The organism is Oceanobacillus jeddahensis (assembly GCF_000750635.1).
GTDB lineage: Bacteria > Bacillota > Bacilli > Bacillales > Amphibacillaceae > Oceanobacillus > Oceanobacillus jeddahense.
Map to the genome: position 1 here is coordinate 937,279 of NZ_CCDM010000001.1, position 20,789 is coordinate 958,067.

The following is a 20,789-nucleotide window of genomic DNA, read 5'->3' on the forward strand; positions in this document are numbered from 1 at the left end:
ACGGTCGTTCTGTCTACATTACCAGAACATACCATTCATTCCAGACTAGCATGATAAATGAATGAAGTTCTTTCATTCATTTGAAACGCAGCAGTAATACCATCTATATTCTATAATTAACGAAAATATTGAAAGGAGCCTCTACATGTATTGTCCAAACTGTGGTATAAAACAGTCACCAAATGGTTCATTTTGCAGTAACTGCGGCCAAGCAATGGCGGCAGCACATCCGCTAAGCCGGAACAGCTCGATGAAAGAGACGACAGCTTCGTAAAAGCCGTTCGTCCTCCGTAAAAAAGGGAAATTGTTAAATATACTCATTATCCTGTTTGGAAGCATTCCTATTATTCCACTCCTTTTGTTTCTAGCTACTTTAGGTATTGGTTCCGATATCATAACCATCGTTCGTTTAGCTGTGTCCGGATTAGGTTTTATCATGGCAATTATTAGTGTTATTTTCAATGCTATTTATTATTTATCGACACTTATTTATTATAGTAATTGGAAACCTATTATTCTTTTATTAAACTTTTTCATTTCATGGACTATTCTGGGATGGTTTTTATTACTATTAATCGCTCATATGAGTAATAAAAGTTATGCAGAAAGAGAGAAGCTCCGACACGATATGAATCAAACCGCATAAATTGCAAACGAATCGTAGTAACAAAATTTGATGAAATATTTTGATTGAACAAACTAGAAGCTTTCAAATGAACATCCTATCAAAAATAAAATAATAAACAAAGGAGAACTCTATAATGACCAACATGATCGCCTATCTTTTCGGCAGACTTCTAGGAGCATTTTTACTTTCTTTCATACTTACCGGAATTTGGAGCCTTATCTACCGTATTATCAAGAAGAATTCTATGCCGAAATTTTGGTTGAAGCTATTTATCATTGCTGTCATTCTTACTATCATTTCAATGGTAGGAGCAATGAATCAACAGAATATGTAAGGTATAGATACTCGGTATATTGACTTATTTCTGAACAGGAATCTTTTTTCATTTTTAAAATGATTTCATTCACTAAAAAATAACTGGCACGATATGTCGCACCAGTTATTTAAGTTATGTGGGTTAATTAATTTTCTATCTATTGATTAGGATTAGGTAATTCGAAATGTGTTTCTTCATCTGACATCATTTCAAATTTTAATAAAAAGGTGTCGGCATAATCCACCCTTTCTACGTATACTAACGGCCCTGTTATTTCTTCTCCCGGAGCTAATTCTTCATCTGCTTCTGGAAAAAATTCATTATAAGATATTTCCCCACCATCTTCATCTATTGCTGACAAGTTGGCAGAATACATATCATGAGGCACATAAGCTTCATCGCTTATATTTTTGAATGTAACGTCTGCCACTGCCAGTTTAAAATCATCATCAGAAGTAGACATGACATCTTCCATTGGCTTCCCATTTGCTTCTTCAGCAAAGTAAAAATCGTTCACAGTTACCTCGTAATCAAATTCGTATAAATCGCTGGTAATCACTGCTGTATCACCGATGCTGTATACCTCTTTTTCTTCTTCTCCTGAAGTGTCAGAAGTATCTTTTTCACTCTCTGTTGTTTCGTTGTTTTCTTCTTCAGCAGTTTCTCCAGTTTCACTGTTACTGCTGCATGCTGCCAATAATAAGCTTGCAAATAATACTACCAGTAATATTTTTTTCAACGTGTTGTTCCTCCCAAATTATTTTTTATAAAATTAATCTTAGCAAATTGATGTTCTATATTCCATCGTTATTTTTCATATTTAGTCACTTCTCATAGTAAGAAGTCTATGTCGTCTCCTTATTATTAAATAAAATAGATAAATGAAACAGAGAGGGGCATCTCTAAAATATTTCTATTTTATCCTCGAATGACTTTGCTTTTTAATTTAAAAGAAATACCGCTGTGGCATGTTAATTTAATTTGATACAGTCTGGGATTTTTTTCAATCGCAATAGCCGCAACTCTCCCTAAATTTGTTGCCTGCTATTATCTTTATCGGATATTTTATTAAATTCAAAAAATATTTCCCGACAATATAGGCTAATTTATTGTCGAAATAAAAATAAAAGGGTCGATTTAACTGTTTTTTTAAGTTTAGAAACTCGAAGCTTTTAAGAGTTTTTATCTAGAGTGAAAAGGAGTTCTCTAAATATAATTAAAAATACGATTGCATTAACCCTTTAAATACAAGGTTTAGCAAGACAAGATAATTTAGAAGATGATTGTCGCCTGGTTAGCAATATTGTCATTTATTTAAGAAAATTTAAAAATTAGGTTAAGGAAATTCGAATTAATTTAAATGAGTCTAAAATAATTATTGAGTCTAAAAACTTATTTTAAAGCAAATTTCAAATAGTTATTAAGGAACAATTAACTATTAAAAAATATTTATAAATATTGAATATTTATTTAAAATACTGATGTAATAGATAAAAAGATAATTTAGGAATAAATTTTCTTCAATAAATAAAAAAGGAATATAAATTCAGGTGAAAAGTCAAGGGTTCACATGATTAAGTTATTTAGATAGAATTATTTTAATTAGCGGAAAGTTTAGATTTATTTTCTGCTACATAGATTTTCGTTTGATAGATTGGAGTTTATTAAATTATTATAGTTTTTATTAAAAGATTAGAATAAACTCTACGTTTTTAGGACTAATTTAATTAAAATATTTAGTTTTTTTGTCGAAATATTTTTATCTATCAACGAAAATGTTCTGAAATTTTTAATTTTAGCTAATATACATAAATAATCGTTTGATTGATTCAGTCACCTTTAGAAATTAGCTAAATGACAAGGGGGGAGTTTGATTAGATAAAGTACGTATTAATCTTTTATTGTTTCGTCAAGTTAATGTTTATTAGATAAAACAGAATGGAAGGATGAGACTTTGAGTAAAAAGAATTTTGATTATAAACGTAAGATGCAAGCAAAAAAAGTAAGTCGATCGAGTAAGATGAGAAAGGTCTTTGCTTCTTCAGCGGCAGCTTCTTTATTAGCTTTTAATACCTTACCTGCTGTGGCAAGTGCATCAACACCCGGGGAAGCTTTGACAAATCCTAAAATCGCTAATTCTGCTGCTATTTTTAATGTTGCTCCATTTGCTAGTTTAGCAGAGGTACGTTTACTGGAAAATCTAGATGTTACAGCGGATTTAACAGAACCAACACCTGGTGAGGATTATAATCTAAATCTTAATTTAACTGGTACAGGCGTTGCTAATGTAGAGGCACTTAACCCAGACAGAGTTGTTGCATTCAGCATTCCGGAATTGGCCGGTCAAATGTATCAGACGGGTACAGCTGATGTAAGTGTAGATCTTACAGCAATTACAATGGATGATATTCCTGCAGTAGGTGGGCTTGTAACTACCTTAACGGGGGAATTAACTAATGCTGTATCTGATGTATTAGATATTGTGAATGAATTGCAAAGCAGTCTTATTCCAAGTGACCTGCTTACTATCAATGGAGTAGATGAGTTAAGTGGTGCACTTGATGCACTAAATAATTTGGATAGTGCTTTAGCGGATTTATTGCAGTACAATGATCAAGTTGATTATACAATAAATCCAGATGGTACAATCGTTGTAGAGTTTACAGATGGGCTTGGCCAACACCTTGAAACAGCTGTAGAAGATGTTATTGTTGAAACACTTCAAAACGTTGTTGATGCTGCAAATGCTTTAGAAATTCAAATCTTGCCTGCAGCCGAAGATATTCCAGGTCTTGGTTCGGTTGTTAGAGGATTGAACGAAACTATTAGCGGGGTTCTAAGTGGAGTAACTGACGTATCAGGTGAAGCAACTGAACTTATTAACCAAATTACTAATGGTACAATTGATTTATCCAATGACCTTGCCAGTGTACAAGCAATTGGTTCAATGTCCGTTAACTTGAACTTAGGTGTAGAAAACCCTGCTGGTGTATCAGGTGAAGTTCCTGTACGTGGTGCTGGTATTACTACTACTGCTATTGATGTAGACTTATTGAATGACTCAGAAGGTCAAGATACGATTGTCTTTGATGAAGAAGACGATTCAGATAGTGATTCCGATAGCGACTCCGACTCAGACAGCGACTCTGATTCCGATAGTGACTCCGACTCAGACAGCGACTCTGATTCCGATAGTGACTCCGACTCAGACAGTGACTCTGATTCCGATAGTGACTCCGACTCAGACAGCGACTCTGATTCCGATAGTGACTCCGACTCAGACAGCGACTCTGATTCCGATAGTGACTCTGACTCAGATGAAGACTCTGACTCAGATGAAGACTCTGACTCAGATGAAGACTCTGACTCAGATGAAGACTCTGACTCAGATGAAGACTCTGACTCAGATGAAGACTCTGACTCAGATGAAGACTCTGACTCAGATGAAGACTCTGACTCAGATGAAGACTCTGACTCAGATGAAGACTCTGACTCAGATGAAGACTCTGACTCAGATGAAGACTCTGACTCAGATGAAGACTCTGACTCAGATGAAGACTCTGACTCAGATGAAGACTCTGACTCAGATGAAGACTCTGACTCAGATGAAGACTCTGACTCAGATGAAGACTCTGATTCAGATGAAGACTCTGATTCAGATGAAGACTCTGATTCAGATGAAGACTCTGATTCAGATGAAGACTCTGATTCAGATGAAGACTCTGATTCAGATGAAGACTCTGATTCCGATAGTGACTCCGATTCGGACGAAGTAATTGTTTCAATCGATACGCCATTTGCAGAAAACATCTATGAAGATGAAGACATTATCACAGGTGAAGCAATTGCTGATGCAACAGTTATTGCTTATGCAGATGGAGAAGAAATTGGAAGAACAATTGCAGACCCTGTAGTAGGTGTGTTAAGTATATTAGAAGTTGTAGAAAATAACAGCACATTCACATTAGAACTAGATGAGCTATTAGAGGCTGGGACAACTATTACATTAGTCCAAGTGGTTGATGAAAATGTAAGTAGTGCATACGATATTGAAGTATTGCCACTTGAAGACTCTGATTCCGATAGCGACTCCGACTCAGACAGTGACTCTGATTCAGACAGCGATTCTGATTCCGATAGTGACTCTGATTCCGATAGTGACTCCGACTCAGACAGCGATTCTGATTCCGATAGTGACTCCGATTCGGACAGTGACTCTGATTCCGATAGTGACTCCGATTCGGACAGTGATTCTGATTCCGATAGCGACTCCGACTCAGACAGCGATTCTGATTCCGATAGCGACTCCGACTCAGACAGCGATTCTGATTCCGATAGCGACTCCGACTCAGACAGCGACTCTGATTCCGATAGTGACTCCGATTCAGACAGCGACTCTGATTCAGATACGGATGCACCAGAACTTAGCGATGTAGCAATTAGCGGAAATAGTGAAGATGGCTATGAAATTTCGTTCGTATCCGATGAAGAATTAGCTGATATAAGACTAATTGATGAAAATGGAAATGAAGTTGAAATTGAAGAAGTCATTTATGATGAAGTAACCGGAGAATATACTCTTGCTATTGCGGGAGATGAGGTTAATCAAGGAGATGTTCTGACATTAGTTGTTGCAGATGAAGCAGGCAACGTTAATGATGAACATGAAGTAACCGTCCCTGCAGACGGTGGTTCTGGTTCAGGCGGAAATGATGGAGAGGGTGCAACTGCGACTCCTGGGAATGGATCAGGATCTGGTTCTGGCTCTAACGGGACGCAAGGGCACTCTGGCCAAGGCTATGAAATAGAAAGTAGTCAAAACCAGCAAGAAGGTCAGGAGCTCCCAAGCACCGCAACATCCATGTGGACAATTGGACTAGTTGGATTAGTTGCTGTAGCTGCTGGAGTAGGAGTAACGTTATTCTCCAGAAGAAATAAAACGAATGAATAAATAATTCATAAATAAGTAGTACCAAAACAAAAGCAAACGTCAAAAGATGTTTGCTTTTGTCTACATAAAATAATGCTGCTTTTTAAAGTGTAGGAGGATATGATGATTACAGAGGAGAAAGTACCTTATCAACATTTTAAAGAACGTCTTGAACAATTGAAAAATAATATAATAGAAGATACAAAGACCTTTCAGCAAATCAATGATCAGGCCTCTCTAACTATCTTTTTATCAATTGGATTTGCGGAAAAACGTGCTACTGTATTAACTGCAAATGGGAAAAATTTTTATCAGGCGTGGGAGAATATGGAAAATCAAGGTAATTCCTATTTAAAAAAAGCAAAGGAATTGTTTACTTCTTTAAAGATTGATATTGTTACCAACGTCATTCCTGTAACTATTCCTGAATTTATCAATCGAATTACACAAACCAAGAGAAATTATTTTCGTCAAGGTGTCAGCTTTAGCAAGGATTTCAAACATGCATTTTTAGAACAAGAGTTAAATGGAAATGCTGTGATTCAAATTGATCGAGAAACGAACCGTGGCTTTATTCATGAACAAAATTTACAAAAGTATATTCAAAAACATAGACCAAATATAAAACCAGTTGATTTTAAAAAAGTAGAAAAAGTATATATTTTTGAGACACAAGGTTATTTTTATGAAAAAGGGAACTGTTATAAATTACACCATGGCGAACGTGATAATGGACGAAGAGATACCCTTTTAAATGCGGAAGAAGTCGAAATGTTAATCAATAGCGGACAAAAATATTTAACCAGTTTAAGTAAACCAAATGGTAGGTTTGTATATGGTTTTTTCTCTTACTTTGATAAAGAAATAAAACATTATAATAGTCTTCGGCACAGTAGTACCATTTATTCCATGATTGAAGCTTATGAATTTCAGCCCACAGAAGAAGCTGCAGATGTAATTGAAAGAGGAATTCATTATCTTATTCGTGAAAAATTATACGTCGATGAAGAACTAGGCATAGCTTATATCATTGACGGGGAACAAGCAGATAGTATGGAAGTTAAACTAGGTGCAATTGCTGCAGCAATATTAGCCATAACGAAATATACAGAAGTTTTCGAGGACGTCAAGTATATTCCGACTGCTCAGAAATTAGCACGAGGTATTCTACAATTACAGCAGGAAAATGGTAAATTTGTTCATATACTAGATTATCCATCCCTAGCGTTAAAAGAGGAGTTTCGTATTGTTTATTATGATGGAGAAGCTTGCTTTGCGTTAATGCGTCTCTATAAAATCGATCGTGATGAACAGTGGTTACAAGCGGTTGAAAAAGCATTTGACTATTTTATTGCAAGTAATCATTGGAAACATCACGATCATTGGCTAAGCTATTGTACCAATGAGGTAACGCTCTATAAACCGGAACGTAAATATTATAAATTTGGTTTACAGAATGTACAAAATAGACTAGATTATATTTACAAACGAATCACAACATATCCGACCTTCCTTGAGCTAATGATGGCAGCTTATCAGATGGTTAATCGTATGAAAGCAGACGGATATGGTGACTTAATTAATGAATTAGATTTTGATGAGTCAAAATTAGAAGCAACGATTCATCGAAGGGCAGAGTATCAGCGTAATGGTTTTTTCTATCCGGAGCTAGCTATGTATTTTAAAAACCCAAAAAGAATCATCGGCAGTTTCTTCATTCGACATCACTCCTTCCGTACACGAATTGATGATGTAGAGCATTATTTATCTGGATATTGTGCGTACTATAATTTATTTTTGAAACATAAGGAACAGTAAAAATTTACAATCTAAGCAAAGCTCTGTTTTCGTTCCTCTAATATGTCCAAAGGAGCTTTGCTGACGTTGTTATGGATAGGGGAAGGGGATCATCATTGGAGAAGAAAAAAGTTTATTTTTTACATTCAAATATAGGGCAGCATCTTACTGGTATTGAAAAATCAGCAATGAAACGTGGTAATATGTTTGTGAGATATTTAGATGTTGAACCCGTATTTGTTACAGTGAATAAAAACGTAAATATACATACAAATTGGGAACGCTATGTTGAAAATGGAATCGTTGATCAGGATATTTCCATGGTTAATTTATTCGAGTATTTTCAACGCAGTGAAAAAGGAAAGGACCTTCCGCCGTATCAAATAAAAAAAGAACCAACATATGGTTATGAAGACGGAGAATCAGCAGAAAAACGGTATATTCGTATTTTTGATGCCAACAATAAACTCGTAAAGTATGTAGTTTTTAGATCAAATAAGCTTTTAGATTATATAAATTATTTTCATAATGGTAAGAAGATAGTCCGTGATCGATTTAATCGGTTTGGCCAATTATCCCACACAGAATATTTACATGATGATAACACGGTGTACATGACAGAATACTTCGATGTTTATGGCAAACGGGTTATTATAAAATACGAAGATGGCCCTTATCTTATCAGTGATGGGAATGCAGTTTTTCAGACCGTGCTGCCAGATGAGCAGGCCCTTATTCTTTATTTTTTGAAAGAAATAATCGGACAAAAAGAATCTATTGTTATTATTGATCGCAATAAAAGATACAACTCGATTTTTACGGGACAAAACCAATTAAATGTGAAAACAATTTCTATGATCCATTCCACTTATTTTTCAAACATAGCATTTCGCTCCAAAATAAATAAAAATTATCTAGAAGTTTTTAATAGTCCGTATAGCTTCGATCATATTGTTGTATTAACAAATAATCAGAAACAAGATATTGAAAAACGATTTGGCATTAATAATCTGGCTGCTATTTCACATCCTTGTAAGGTAACTGATAAATTAGATCAAAAGAAACCAGAAACTAATAAGTTAGTTTCTGTCGGACGTTTAGCACCCGAAAAAAACATCGATCACTTATTGGAAGTTCTTTCTTTAGTGAAAAAACATATCCCAGAAGTATTATTAGAAATTTACGGAAGTGGAAAAGAACAGCAGAATCTAAAGAAATTAGTTCAGAAGCTTGATTTAAAAAATAATGTAAAATTTAAAGGATATGTAGACAATGTAGAGGATGTCTATGCCTCCAGCGATTTATTTCTATTTGCTGGACAAGCTGAAGGATTCACAATGAGTGTTTTAGAAAGTTTAGCATGTGGTTGTCCTGTTGGCAGCTACAATGTCCGCTACGGTGTTGATGAAATGATCTACGAAGAAAAAAATGGTTTTCTTGTTGATTTTGGAGATAAGGAAAGTTTTGCTGAAAAGATTGTTGCGTATTTAAATCAAACAGACGAAGAAAAGCATCATTATCGGCAGGAAGCAATACGTACAGCTGCTGATTATACGGAAGAAAAAGTAGCTGATAAATGGCAACAATTGATCAGCGGTCTAAGTTAGTTTTTATTTATAAAGTAATGAAATGTGTTGTTAAACGTGGTTTATAATAAGAAAATTTCTTATGTCGTTTCCCATAATGAAAATGATTAAGTTTATATGAAGAAGGGAGCATTACAATGAAGCGTATAGGGATCCTCTTTATTATCATTGGCGTCGTCTGTATAGGCGTATTCGGTTATCAAATTATAGGCCATGAACAATCGCAAAAACAGTCTTTGGTTCAGGCGGAGGAAAGGATAGAGGAAGGAATCAGTCAGCAGGATGACCCCGACGAAGATATAGAAAAAATAATAGAGGAGTTTGACATAGAGTCAGACGAAGCGTTTGCTACATTAGAAATCCCTAAATTGGGAAAAACATTGCCTATTGTAGAAGGAACTGACCCTGATTCATTGGAACAAGGTGTTGGACATCTATCCAATTCGGTGTTACCAGGACAAGAGGAACAAATTCTATTGTCAGGTCATCGGGACACTGTATTTCGTGATTTTGGAGAATTGGATATAGGAGATACTTTTGTCGTACAGATGCCTTATGGTGAGTATACGTACGAAATAAGAGAAACAGAAATTGTTCCTGAGGATGATACTTCAGTTATCCGGGAGATGGGAGAAGAGGTATTAGTTGTAACGACCTGTTATCCATTCCACTTTATAGGTAGTGCGCCTGATCGGTTTGTTGCCTATGCTTATCCGGTTTCGGAGTAGATAGGAAAGAGATTTAAATAAAATAATCAGTTCTGTTGGTGGAGAATAAAAGTAATATATCATATGAGCAAGAGGCTGTAGCATAATTAAGTACTTAATTATGCTACAGCCTTTTTGTAATAAAAAGAAAAAATCAACAAATCCACAAATAATTACAAAAATAAACACTAAACCATTGACAAAAATATCCTTCTCTAACAATATAGAATTATAAGTTAACTAATAAAAGACATATGAAATAGTGATTTATACCTTTTTGGAGGAGGTGTCTCATGAGGGATTATGTATTAATACCCAATTTTATTGATGATGTGCATGAAATTCATAGTCATTATTTAAATGATTTTTTCCAATCTGTGGTGGTGGAAGGGAATAAATTTTCCTTGGCCACACTGAGACAGCTTTATATGGAAGACAGAGATAGATTTATAACTGTGACGGATGAATTGGCTTTAAGAGGATTTACCTTTTTTACAGAGAAGCCCAATAATATTCTGCCTTCTTTTTCATGTGATTTTTCCCATTTCATTGATGTTACATCCAATAAAGACGTTTATAAACAATTTAATTTTCAACGACATGGACTAACTGGTTTTCAGCATAGATTTCAAGTGGAAAGCGATTTATTTTTTCATAAAATACCTATTGGATGTTTCAAGTATATCAATGCATCGGTTCATGAAAGGGAATTGGAAAATGAATTTCGGTCAGCTGGATTCAACATTATTTCATTAAATGATGCACAGAATCAAGCTGCTGATGAACATCTGTATGAAACAGTAAATACCCATGCCATCAAAGAACATGCAGAAACCTATTTTGTGAAGGATGTTTTTCAGGAAAATAAATATAACACGTTCCGCCTGTTTTGCAGGAAAAAGAATATCGATAGCCTGGACCAAATTTCTGCGTCTGTTTTGGAAGAATTTAAAAATTCCAAAGGGGTTGGCGCGCATCGTTTTGAAATCGTGCGCGATCAACTGATAGCGTATGGATTTACTGATGTACAAAGTCAGGAAGAACACACGGATGACACATTTATTATTGCAGATGAAAATTACCTTGCTTCCACCATGAAGGTGAAAGATATTTTTTATGAAAATACATATAACAAGTTTTTGGAGTTCTGCGAGGAAAATAATATCGACAACATTAGTGAGATTACGCATCAGCATATAAAGCAATTTGCCGGTTTACCCAAAATAGGAAAGAAAAAAGTAGAAGGTGTGAAAGAAAAATTACATTCTATTTCGGAAGAATTAAATGATGAGAACAATCATTTGTTTACAACAGGAGATCTGTATCCTTATTTAAAAGATATGGAGCTTCATGATCTACTGAATATATTTGAAATGGAAATGGAACTTCACGCTGACATGGCAATCGATGAATTAGAAGGTCGTGACCTGAAGGAATTAGAACACCTTGGAAACCTTAGACAATTATATCAATTATCACACAAGCTTCAAAAATTGTCTGATCCCGCAAAGGTTTTAAAGGAACTGAAGAGGCAATTAAATGAAAGGGAATTGGTTATATTGAGCATGCGGTTCTCTGAAGGAAATACACTTGAGGGAACAGGGCAGCAGCTGGGATTAACCCGTGAAAGGGTACGTCAGCTGGAGAAAAAGATCGTGGGCAAAATAGAACGATTTCTTGAAATAAACCAGTTTACATTTATTTTATCACTCGTTATCAACTTTAAACCGTATATTTCCGATGAAGCATTACGTACCATTATTGGTGACGATCATGCTGATATCCTTGATTTATTTAAAGAGAAGGAGATTGTCCTTTATTATGCGGAAGAATTAGAACAATTTTTCTTAGATGAAAATCAGAAGCAGCAATTTATTGAGAAATTAAATGATATTGTAGAAGAATTACCGGAAACATTTAACTTAAAGGATTACGATAATTTGCTCGAAGATATTCTGCAGACAGATCATGATATGAATATCGAATTAATTTTGCAGAATTATGGATATAACCGGTATGGAAGGCTGTATTCACTTAATCGATTAGGTATTCTTCAGGTGCTGGAGCTTATTTTTCAAAACTATATTCATGAGCCAGTCAGATTGGATGATGCTTCAGCTGACATGATAAGAGACCTTGCTGCGGAGCATTTTGATTATCAGCTAGGAGAGTCCCTGCGATCTATTGAAGGAAGACTTCGAGATTCTGAAAATATTATTCTTGTAGATAAAAATACATTCCAATGGTTTGAACCGGAACAGGTTGATCCGGACCTGATCGAGGATATTAAAAATTACCTTACAAAGGTGTTTGAAACGAGAGCAGTCATCAACGCGCAGGAAGTTTATGAGACGTTTGAGGACAGGCTGACAGCATATCAGGTCTTTAATAAATTACATCTGTACTCTGTCATTAAATTTTTCCTGGATGAAGAATTTGATATCGGCAAAGGAAATACGCTCAACATTTACCGGGACAGTGAGGATAAATTAAATGCAGAGGATCGATTGATAGCTACTATCAAAAGTCTGGGCGGAGTCTGCTCCAGAGATGAATTGGAAAAAGTATTGAAATGGCCACGGTATAAAATCGATTTGACCATTTCTTCTTCGGATCAAATGATTACCTGGGAGAAAAATAAGGTCAGGCTCTTTGATACACTCTTAACCCAAGAAGAAAAGGAAGCATTGATAGAGGTAGTAAACAACAATATGGAAAAAGGCTATACGACCTCCAGTCTGATATTGGAACAAATCATGTTTGATAAGGTATTAGCACCGTTGATACACAAAAAAGATATTAATAGTTCCACCAAAATGGCGTCTATTATTAAAAATCTCATGCCTTCCGTGAAAGGACATTCTAATTTCTTATATGTAGAAACGGGTTCCTATACGACGTTTGAAGATGTGATTTTGGATCACTTCAGGGAGGAAACTACCCGGAAGGAAATTCAATCTTTTATCTTGGAGCACGGATTTAAAGATTTAATGGCCTTAAACTACTTGAATAAGATTATCGATCATGGTTACTTCACGGAAATTGATATGGGGATGTACTATCCTTCTGATAAGCTGCATATTCCAGACGAAGCAGTGAAAGCTTTAAAGCAGTTTATTACAGAAAAAATGGGCAGCCAGGCGTATATTTCGTTAAGCGCGATCGAAGGATACCGGAGCGCGTTACCAGCGATAGATTTTCAATGGAACCCTGTTTTAATGAAAAGTATCCTTATAAACAATGGGTATCGTCAAATCGAAAGGACATACAAAGATCACCGCTTTGATATGATCATTTTAGTGCCGGAATCAAGTACGGTAAGAACATTGGAAGAATTAGTGTATGGTATTTTAAAAGACCAATATACCGAAAACATGCATGAAAGTCTGGTCTATGATTTTCTGGCGGATAAAGGAATTTTACGAAAGAAAGATTATGGGAAAACACTTCCTCATGAAATTAGAAAATCATCCGATCGTATTCAAATTGATGAAATTGGAATTGTCGAGCTTAAGTAGGTGAAGAAATGTCTTTTCAAACATTAGATTTACAATATAAATATCGTTCTTCCCACCATAAAATTCATGAAGACTTTTACCAAAAATGCTTACAGGAAGCAGTGAAATACGATCGGGCTGTAGGTTATTTTACAAGCAACAGTTTAAGTCTTTTAGCAGAGGGACTGGAGATGTTCCTGGAAAAATCCGGTGTGATCAGAATTATTGCGAATCCGCATTTAACGAAAGAAGATGTGGAAGCAATCGAATTTGGCTATAAGGCAAAATATGATATTGTCATGGAATCGATGCTGAGAGAACTGGAATTGAGTAGGAAGACCATTGAAGAGGATGCTTTGAACACCCTTGCCTGGTTAATCTATAAAGGACAGTTGGAAATTAAAATTGCTTTTACAAAGAACAACAGTATTTACCATGAAAAATTCGGGATTTTCTATGACCTCGAAGGTAATAGAGTCGCCTTCTCCGGTTCCGCCAATGAAACAGCCGGCGGAATCCGAGATAATTTTGAAAAGATTGATGTTTTCTTTAAGCAACATGACATGGAACGGATTAATGATATGGAGCAAGACTTTGAAGATCTTTGGAATGATTCTACTCCGAATCTTTCTGTCATTGAGATACCCGCTATTATTAAAGAGAAATTATTAACTTATAGAAAAGGGTCTAAACCAATGTCATCCAAACCAGAACAAATGAAGCCGAGGCCTTACCAGGAAGAGGCTATTCAGGCTGTGAAGAACAACCATTGGCATGGAATATTAGAAATGGCTACGGGTACAGGAAAAACCATTACAAGTCTGCTGATATCCAAAGCATTTTTAAAGGAAAAAGGCCGGATGTTTTTAGTAATCATTGTTCCTTTTACACATTTAATCGAACAATGGATTGAAAACTGTGAAATGATGGGCTTTACACATATTACGAAATGTTATGGATCTAAAAAGAAGTGGTCCAGTCAGTTACAGACGGATGTTCGAGATTTTAATGTAGGGGTCATGGACCAGCATGTCGCCATCACCACATACCGCTCGGCTGCTTCTGCTGAATTTAATGATCTTATCGCGAAACTCAGAAAAGATTCCTTTTTAATCTCTGATGAGTGCCATTATTTTGGAGTGAAGAGCCTTCGCAAGAATAAATTAGGCAATATGGAAGCCAAAGTCGGTCTTTCGGCAACCCCTCAACGCTGGTGGGATGATGTCGGCACGGAATACATTGAATCCTTTTTCGGTCCGCCTGTGTATCAATATGATATGAAAACAGCGATTCAAAATGGCGCGCTTACCGAATACAGTTATCACCCGATCCAGACTGAGTTTAATGAGGATGAGCTGCAACGTTATGAACAGCTTACCAAACGGCTGATTCATTTATATAGTGATGAAAAAGCAAATAAAGAAGAAATCAGTGAAGTTAATCGGAAACGGAGCCTGATTATTAGTAAAGCAGAAAATAAGAAGGAAGTCCTCTTTTCCATATTTGATAAGAAAGAGCGGGAGAGTGTGTCCCATACGCTGGTGTACTGTGCACCGGGTGAAATAGAAATAATAACCAAAAGCCTTGCTGAACTTGGGTACCGGGTACACCGGTTCGATTCTGAAATTCAGCTGAATGAACGGATGAAAATATTAGAGGCCTTTGACCGGGGCACGATTCAAATTTTAGTTGCGATTAAGTGTTTAGATGAAGGGGTCGATGTCCCAAGCACAAAAGTAGCGTACTTTCTTGCAAGTACATCGAATCCAAGGGAATTTGTACAGCGGAGAGGAAGAATTCTTAGATCCCATGCAGATAAAAATATAGCAAGCATTTATGACTTTATCGTTTTGCCGAGCCTGGCCAATGATCAAATGTATAAATCGATCGCTTCGAAAGAGTTGCCGCGTTTCTCGGAGTTTTCCCGGTTTGCGATTAATAATTATAATGCAAGGCAGGAAATCGGCAAATATTTAGTGCCATTTCATCTGGAATATTTAATGGATAAACTGCCTTGGGAAGTGTACAATGAATTTCAACAAATGGAGGGTAATGATGAAAACAACGAAGGAATTAGACCAAAAAATCAATGAATTTCCGGAGCATCTGTCAGCATTAGCAAAATATCTGATGAAAGATATAGATGGAGGAAATTTATCCAATACACAAATGGAAGAGCGTATTCGAAAGGAAATTAGAGAAACGGTGTTGGAGGACATAAATAAATGAAATTATTAAAAATCTCAATGGAGAATTTCAGACAATTTTATGGAAAGCAACAAGATATTGAATTTGCGGCTGGAGATCAAAATATTACCATTATTTTTGGTGAGAACGGGAAAGGGAAGACAGGAATATTCCGGGCGCTGATGTTTGGATTATATGGCAGTGTTTATATTGAACAGGATAATCCCAAAGAGGAGCTGCACCTGGTGAATTTTCTTGCTTTAGAAGAAGCTGGGAATATGCCTGTGGAAGCTAAAGTTTGTCTTCAATTTGAGTCAAAAGGAAAAACCTATGAATTGCATCGAAGTGTGATGGGCGTAATGACTGGAAAGGGTATTAAAGAACAGCTCGGCGATGTAGAACTGTTTATTACGGATGAAATCGGTAATTTCAGCCCGGAGTCGATCAAAGATGAAACGGAAGTACAACGGATTATTAATGACATTCTCGATGAGAGTATTAAAGATTTCTTCCTGTTTGATGCAGAAAAAATAGAGACGTTAGCAAAAACAGATAAGAACGTCAAAGAAGAAGTAAAAAATGGCATTGTGAAATTATTGCATATCGATAAGATTGAAGCGGCTATTCATTTATTAAATAAGCTGTACACCTCTGAAAAACGCAGACTGACGCAGGACTCCCAAAACCTGGGGTTACGGCAGAAGGAAAATGAAATAGAAGAATTAACGAATGAAATTAAGGATTTAGAAGAGAAAATCGCATTGAAGGATTCGAACATTCAAGCATGTACCCAGGAAATTGATGAAATTGAGACGAAGCTTTCGGAAAATGAAGACGTGAAAAAAATTCAAGAAAAATATAATGAAACGAAAGAAAAGAAAACGTATGAGCAGCGGTTGCTCAAAGCAAAAAAAGATGAGATGAAAAACATCTTATTAGCTGATGGATCCAATCTTATTTTGAAGGATACATATTATTCTGTGAAAAATTATTTGGATCAGGTCCTTGTGGATCAGCAAGATTTGATTCCCATCGAAGTGATTGAGAAATCATTGAATGAGATGATCTGTGCCTGCTGTGGAACCGATCTTCGGGAAAATCCGGACCATTTAAGCAACGTGGAAGTATTAAAGAACAGCTTCAAACGTTCGAATTTAACTCCGCTCATTTCTTTAATCCATTCCATGGTACATGATTTTCAGATTAATGAAGAAGATACGATGCATACCATTGATACGAGTTTGAAAGAATTCAGGGAAATTAAAAATAACATTACTGCAGTCGACCGGCAATTGGAAGCTTTCCAGGCAGACATTTCCAATAAGGCGCAAGAACAGGAAAATCTCAGTAATTTGGAAACTACTTTAAAACAGAAGAAACAAGACTTAGAAAATTTTAAAGTAGATTTTGTAAAGATGAAGGATCAAATGACGGAAAAAGAAAATAAAAAGAAAGCGAAAGAAAAAGAGTTCAGCCATTTACTCAGCCAAAACGAGAGCTTAAAAGTGGATGCGAAAGTTCTTCAATATATTGAGGAATTAAAGAATGAATTTGAAAAAGTCTTTGTCGAGTACAGTGATCATATGAGGCATCGTTTAATGGAAGAAGCTACCTCCATTTTCAAATTTTTAATCGATCGTAAAGATAAAGACCTTATCAGTAAAATTGATATTAATGAGAAATATGAGATTGAAATTTTGGGCTGGGACCAAGTAAATATTACGCAGGATATCTCTCAAGGACAGCGCCAAGTCGTTTCTTTATCATTTATCACTGCTTTGGCAAAGGTAGCTACTGGAGATGATGTAGATATTTCCTTCCCGCTGTTTATGGATACGCCATTCGGCAGGGTCAGCGGAAACAACAGGGACCAGTTAATTGAAAATATCCCGCTGTTATCCTCTCAGTGGATTCTGTTATTAACGGATACCGAATTATCCAAAACAGAAGAAATGAAATTTAAAGCGACAGGGAAATTAGGGAAATGGTATAAATTAGATCAAATTAAAAATGGACATTCTGATATTGTGGAACTCGACCTTCAGGATGCTCTAGCGACCAGGGGGTAAAACAGAGAAATGGACTTTCTATTAGATCAAATTCTTTTCTACACCAGTGAAAAACATCAAGACATCTACATTCATCTAAACACGAAATTTGATATGAAGTATCAGGATTTATTTATGATTTGTGCAAGTCTCGGATTTAAGCATAATAAAAGAGCACCACGCGAGAATCAAGGCAGGGAATTCCGGTCGAACTACCTGAATACGAATCAAAGAGCCACTGCTTATTCGATTATTCTAAGTGATCCGGAGATAGGAAAAAATATCGAACAATTTGAAGACCCTGAATTCAAAAGAAAAGCTAGAAAACATTTGGAAGAATATGCAGAAGGCGGCATCGAAATTCTGATTGATGAAGTATTTGGCAGCCGTTGGGATGGAAATAAGTTAGACCCCAATTATTCAGAATATGAAATAGATATTTTGAGTTATATTTATTCTGATGTGAAGGCAGTTCCGTTTTAGGTTTTGGGGGATGGATATAGAGTGATGCTGTAACTGATAGCCTTTAATAGAGTAATCATTTTTACGAATGATGCTCTGTTAGGGCTATTAAGTTTGTTTAGTATTGTAAATTCGTGTGTTTCTTTAGCTAAGTATTACAGTGATTTAGTTGAAAGTTTATGATAGATGTTTTTTTAACCTCTCTTTTGCGAAAATGTACCACTAATTATGGAGGGTTTTGACACTTATAAAGAAAGGAGCTATGGCAGTTGAACCATCTCCCCATAGCATGATTTGGTTGATTAATTTTTGATATACAACAATTCCACCATCAATGAGCTTGTTTGTAACCATGTGAATATTTAAACAAATGTTAAAAACAAATGTTACGGCTCTATCCCAACAAAAGCGTATGTAGAACGGATAATTCATTCAAAGCTCTGCTGGAAATGAACGTTCCATCCTGGTATTCAATGAGGATCAGTACGGCGATAAAGGACAAACAATTAAGGGTGCGGCTGACATATGCTAATTCTTCAGTGTAAAAGTGTAAAGCCTTCCTTAAAAGATAGTAATCCTTGCTACGTTTGGTGGTAAAAAGATTGAAATGCTGATACATATTGAATACCACATCCCCCGGTATAATTGATAAAAGTGGCAAATGCTTGCCGATCACTGGTATATTCCAGTGATCGTATTTAAACCATGAATTAAGGAGTGAAGTTAAAGAAGTTATCAAGAGTTATAAGCATTCTTAACTAAAATACATTCTCACTCCAACAATACATAACACGATAGATAACATTTTTAAAATTGTTTGTCCTGAAAGCTTTTTGGCAATAAAAACACCCAATTGGGCTCCAATAATAACTCCTAAACCGCCCCAGAACACAATAGACCAATTAACATTGTTGTAAAAAATATGTGTTGATACACCGACTAAAGAATAAATACATAAAGAAAAAATAGATGTCGCTGCAGCTTGATGTACAGACAGCCCGAATAAATATATAAGAATAGGTACTAATAGCCACCCGCCTCCGATGCCAAGAAAACTTGAAATAATACCCATTAATAAACCTAAAAGAATAAGCCGATAAGTTTTTATCTGCAAGGTAATATCTATATTACTCTTTTTCTTATTTAAACTAAAATTAGAATTTTTATATAATAATACTATTCCAAAGATCAATAATATACTTGCAAACGACCAATAAAATACTTTAGAGTTTGCATCGATAAATTGCAAAAGCCATGCTCCCAGTACCGAACTGGGTATAGCGCCGATAATAATAGAACCCCCTATCCGGTAGTTGATGTTTTTTTGTTTTGCGTATCCAATTATTGCTGAGAAGGTATTAATAAATACAATTACTAACCCTGAGGCTGCAGCAGCCACAGGGTCAATATTAAGCAATATTAAAAGTGCAGGTACAAAAATGAAGCCACCGCCTGCGCCAACAATTGTTCCATACCCTCCTGCTATAATTCCTATGATAAGGATAAATATGGCTGTAGTCACTTCCATGATATCTTTCCCCCATAAACTTTGTATACTATCTAAATTAACAAAGAGTAAAAGTGTTGCATACTAAATATTAGTGATGGGGTATAACTAAAAGGTATAAATTGTATTTAGTTCTTTTTTAATAAACTCATAAAATCTTCAACGCTTTTTTTATTAAAACGGCTTTTTTTCTTAACTAACCACAAATTTCTTTTAAAAGATGTATTATTTATTTTTATCTCACGGAATACACCCTGTTTCAGTTCTTTTTGCACAGCGTATTTTGAAACAATACTGATTCCTAAACCAGCTTCTACAGCACTTTTAATAGCTTGTGTGCTTCCTAATTCCATGTAGTTTTCTATTTTTTCTAAAACCCCTTGTCTATTTAATAAATTTTCTATAATAAGTCTTGTTCCTGATGTCGGTTCCCTCCAAATCATTTTTTCTTTTGCAAGGTCGTCTATACTTATTTCATCCATGTTTGACCAACTATGCTCTATAGGGTGAATAAGAATTAACTCATCTTTTTCAAAGGGTTCAACACTAAAATCATTGTTGTTATCCATGGCACCTTCTACTAAAGCGAGATCAATAACATCATTAGATAGAGACTCTAATACCTTTGGAGTGTTGTCAACAATAAGAGTTATTTTCACTTTTGGATATTCTTTTTTGAATACTCCTAATACTTTTGGTAAGAAATATTCCCCTAAAGTATAACTGGCCCCTACCTTTAAACTAGATTTTGTTTTTTTGATATTATCTAAAATTGTTTCTTTAGAACGTTTGTAATCGGAAACAATAGATTTCGCTATGGGGTATAGAATTTTTCCGTTATCATTTAAAGATAATCTGCCTTCTTTTCTATTAAACAATGTTGTACCATAGGTATCTTCAAGCTGACGCATTTGCTTTGTTACAGCTGGTTGGGATACATAAGAAAGTTTTGCTGCTTGGCTTATACTACCTAGGTCAACTACAAGGCAAAACATTTTTAGAGTTTCTATATTCATTTTATCTAACACCTCTCTTTACTATTTGATGCAAACTTATTAACTCTATCCTACACTATTTTACATTAAACTATCCCAAGAATAACTTTTGGTTATACCCTATAATTT

At 35.5% G+C, this 20,789-nt stretch carries 16 protein-coding genes; 12 read left to right on the forward strand and 4 right to left on the reverse strand.

Annotated elements, in window-relative coordinates; translation table 11 throughout:
• Nucleotides 1-145: 145 nt before the first annotated feature.
• The 3 genes from BN986_RS27860 to BN986_RS04160 all read left to right on the forward strand — a co-directional run bounded on the left by BN986_RS27860 (nt 146) and on the right by BN986_RS04160 (nt 962).
• Nucleotides 146-274 carry a hypothetical protein gene (locus BN986_RS27860; protein WP_262362445.1) on the forward strand — a complete coding sequence of 43 codons (129 nt, stop codon included), beginning with the start codon at nt 146-148 and terminating at the stop codon, nt 272-274.
• Nucleotides 275-304: 30 nt separating this feature from the next.
• Nucleotides 305-646 carry a hypothetical protein gene (locus BN986_RS04155; protein WP_040978379.1) on the forward strand — a complete coding sequence of 114 codons (342 nt, stop codon included), beginning with the start codon at nt 305-307 and terminating at the stop codon, nt 644-646.
• A 115-nt stretch (nt 647-761) separates the two neighbouring features.
• The gene (locus BN986_RS04160; RefSeq protein ID WP_040978380.1) at nt 762-962 is read left to right on the forward strand and encodes a hypothetical protein; all 201 of its coding nucleotides are present in this window, start codon (nt 762-764) and stop codon (nt 960-962) included.
• Between the two features lie 139 nt (nt 963-1,101).
• On the opposite strand, the gene BN986_RS04165 is transcribed toward BN986_RS04160, so the two are convergent.
• On the reverse strand, nt 1,102-1,683 hold the full coding sequence (locus tag BN986_RS04165) for a DUF4352 domain-containing protein (RefSeq protein WP_040978381.1): 582 nt from the start codon (nt 1,681-1,683) through the stop codon (nt 1,102-1,104).
• Nucleotides 1,684-2,898: 1,215 nt separating this feature from the next.
• On the opposite strand from BN986_RS04165, the gene BN986_RS27310 reads away from it, so the two are divergent.
• The 9 genes from BN986_RS27310 to BN986_RS04205 all read left to right on the forward strand — a co-directional run bounded on the left by BN986_RS27310 (nt 2,899) and on the right by BN986_RS04205 (nt 18,179).
• Nucleotides 2,899-5,895 carry an adhesive domain-containing protein gene (locus BN986_RS27310; protein ID WP_052400625.1) on the forward strand — a complete coding sequence of 999 codons (2,997 nt, stop codon included), beginning with the start codon at nt 2,899-2,901 and terminating at the stop codon, nt 5,893-5,895.
• Between the two features lie 99 nt (nt 5,896-5,994).
• Nucleotides 5,995-7,692 carry a hypothetical protein gene (locus BN986_RS04175; RefSeq protein ID WP_052400626.1) on the forward strand — a complete coding sequence of 566 codons (1,698 nt, stop codon included), beginning with the start codon at nt 5,995-5,997 and terminating at the stop codon, nt 7,690-7,692.
• A gap of 95 nt (nt 7,693-7,787) precedes the next feature.
• Entirely contained in the window at nt 7,788-9,278 is a 1,491-nt protein-coding gene (locus BN986_RS04180; protein ID WP_040978384.1) for a glycosyltransferase, read from the forward strand.
• A 116-nt stretch (nt 9,279-9,394) separates the two neighbouring features.
• The gene (locus BN986_RS04185; RefSeq protein WP_040978385.1) at nt 9,395-9,985 is read left to right on the forward strand and encodes a class D sortase; all 591 of its coding nucleotides are present in this window, start codon (nt 9,395-9,397) and stop codon (nt 9,983-9,985) included.
• Between the two features lie 272 nt (nt 9,986-10,257).
• On the forward strand, nt 10,258-13,482 hold the full coding sequence (locus tag BN986_RS04190) for a sigma factor-like helix-turn-helix DNA-binding protein (RefSeq protein ID WP_040978386.1): 3,225 nt from the start codon (nt 10,258-10,260) through the stop codon (nt 13,480-13,482).
• A gap of 8 nt (nt 13,483-13,490) precedes the next feature.
• The gene (locus tag BN986_RS04195) at nt 13,491-15,554 is read left to right on the forward strand and encodes a DEAD/DEAH box helicase family protein (RefSeq protein ID WP_040978387.1); all 2,064 of its coding nucleotides are present in this window, start codon (nt 13,491-13,493) and stop codon (nt 15,552-15,554) included.
• Nucleotides 15,517-15,690 carry a hypothetical protein gene (locus BN986_RS26900; RefSeq protein ID WP_157037064.1) on the forward strand — a complete coding sequence of 58 codons (174 nt, stop codon included), beginning with the start codon at nt 15,517-15,519 and terminating at the stop codon, nt 15,688-15,690. The genes BN986_RS04195 and BN986_RS26900 overlap by 38 nt, the downstream gene beginning before the upstream one ends.
• Complete coding sequence (locus BN986_RS04200; protein ID WP_040978388.1) at nt 15,687-17,717, forward strand: AAA family ATPase; 2,031 nt, start codon at nt 15,687-15,689, stop codon at nt 17,715-17,717. Before BN986_RS26900 ends, BN986_RS04200 begins: the two co-directional genes overlap by 4 nt.
• Nucleotides 17,718-17,726: 9 nt before the next feature.
• Entirely contained in the window at nt 17,727-18,179 is a 453-nt protein-coding gene (locus BN986_RS04205) for a hypothetical protein (protein WP_040978389.1), read from the forward strand.
• Between the two features lie 201 nt (nt 18,180-18,380).
• On the opposite strand, the gene BN986_RS27865 is transcribed toward BN986_RS04205, so the two are convergent.
• The 3 genes from BN986_RS27865 to BN986_RS04220 form a co-directional block, all read right to left on the reverse strand.
• Nucleotides 18,381-18,512: a hypothetical protein gene (locus BN986_RS27865; RefSeq protein WP_262362446.1), complete on the reverse strand. Its 132-nt coding sequence runs from the start codon at nt 18,510-18,512 to the stop codon at nt 18,381-18,383.
• Between the two features lie 400 nt (nt 18,513-18,912).
• Complete coding sequence (locus BN986_RS04215) at nt 18,913-19,686, reverse strand: sulfite exporter TauE/SafE family protein (protein ID WP_040978391.1); 774 nt, start codon at nt 19,684-19,686, stop codon at nt 18,913-18,915.
• Nucleotides 19,687-19,793: 107 nt separating this feature from the next.
• Nucleotides 19,794-20,681, reverse strand: coding sequence for a LysR family transcriptional regulator (locus BN986_RS04220; RefSeq protein ID WP_040978392.1), 888 nt, complete (start codon nt 20,679-20,681; stop codon nt 19,794-19,796).
• Between the last annotated feature and the right edge of the window lie 108 nt (nt 20,682-20,789).

Excerpts from the sequence above, each read along its gene's own strand:
- BN986_RS27860 (WP_262362445.1), top strand. The coding sequence starts at position 146 with ATGTATTGTCCAAACTGTGGTATAAAACAGTCACCAAATGGTTCATTT.
- BN986_RS04220 (WP_040978392.1), bottom strand. The coding sequence starts at position 20,681 with ATGAATATAGAAACTCTAAAAATGTTTTGCCTTGTAGTTGACCTAGGT.
- BN986_RS04160 (WP_040978380.1), top strand. The coding sequence starts at position 762 with ATGACCAACATGATCGCCTATCTTTTCGGCAGACTTCTAGGAGCATTT.
- BN986_RS27865 (WP_262362446.1), bottom strand. The coding sequence starts at position 18,512 with ATGGTTACAAACAAGCTCATTGATGGTGGAATTGTTGTATATCAAAAA.
- BN986_RS04195 (WP_040978387.1), top strand. The coding sequence starts at position 13,491 with ATGTCTTTTCAAACATTAGATTTACAATATAAATATCGTTCTTCCCAC.
- BN986_RS04190 (WP_040978386.1), top strand. The coding sequence starts at position 10,258 with ATGAGGGATTATGTATTAATACCCAATTTTATTGATGATGTGCATGAA.
- BN986_RS04200 (WP_040978388.1), top strand. The coding sequence starts at position 15,687 with ATGAAATTATTAAAAATCTCAATGGAGAATTTCAGACAATTTTATGGA.
- BN986_RS04175 (WP_052400626.1), top strand. The coding sequence starts at position 5,995 with ATGATGATTACAGAGGAGAAAGTACCTTATCAACATTTTAAAGAACGT.
- BN986_RS04205 (WP_040978389.1), top strand. The coding sequence starts at position 17,727 with ATGGACTTTCTATTAGATCAAATTCTTTTCTACACCAGTGAAAAACAT.
- BN986_RS04215 (WP_040978391.1), bottom strand. The coding sequence starts at position 19,686 with ATGGAAGTGACTACAGCCATATTTATCCTTATCATAGGAATTATAGCA.
- BN986_RS04185 (WP_040978385.1), top strand. The coding sequence starts at position 9,395 with ATGAAGCGTATAGGGATCCTCTTTATTATCATTGGCGTCGTCTGTATA.
- BN986_RS26900 (WP_157037064.1), top strand. The coding sequence starts at position 15,517 with ATGAAAACAACGAAGGAATTAGACCAAAAAATCAATGAATTTCCGGAG.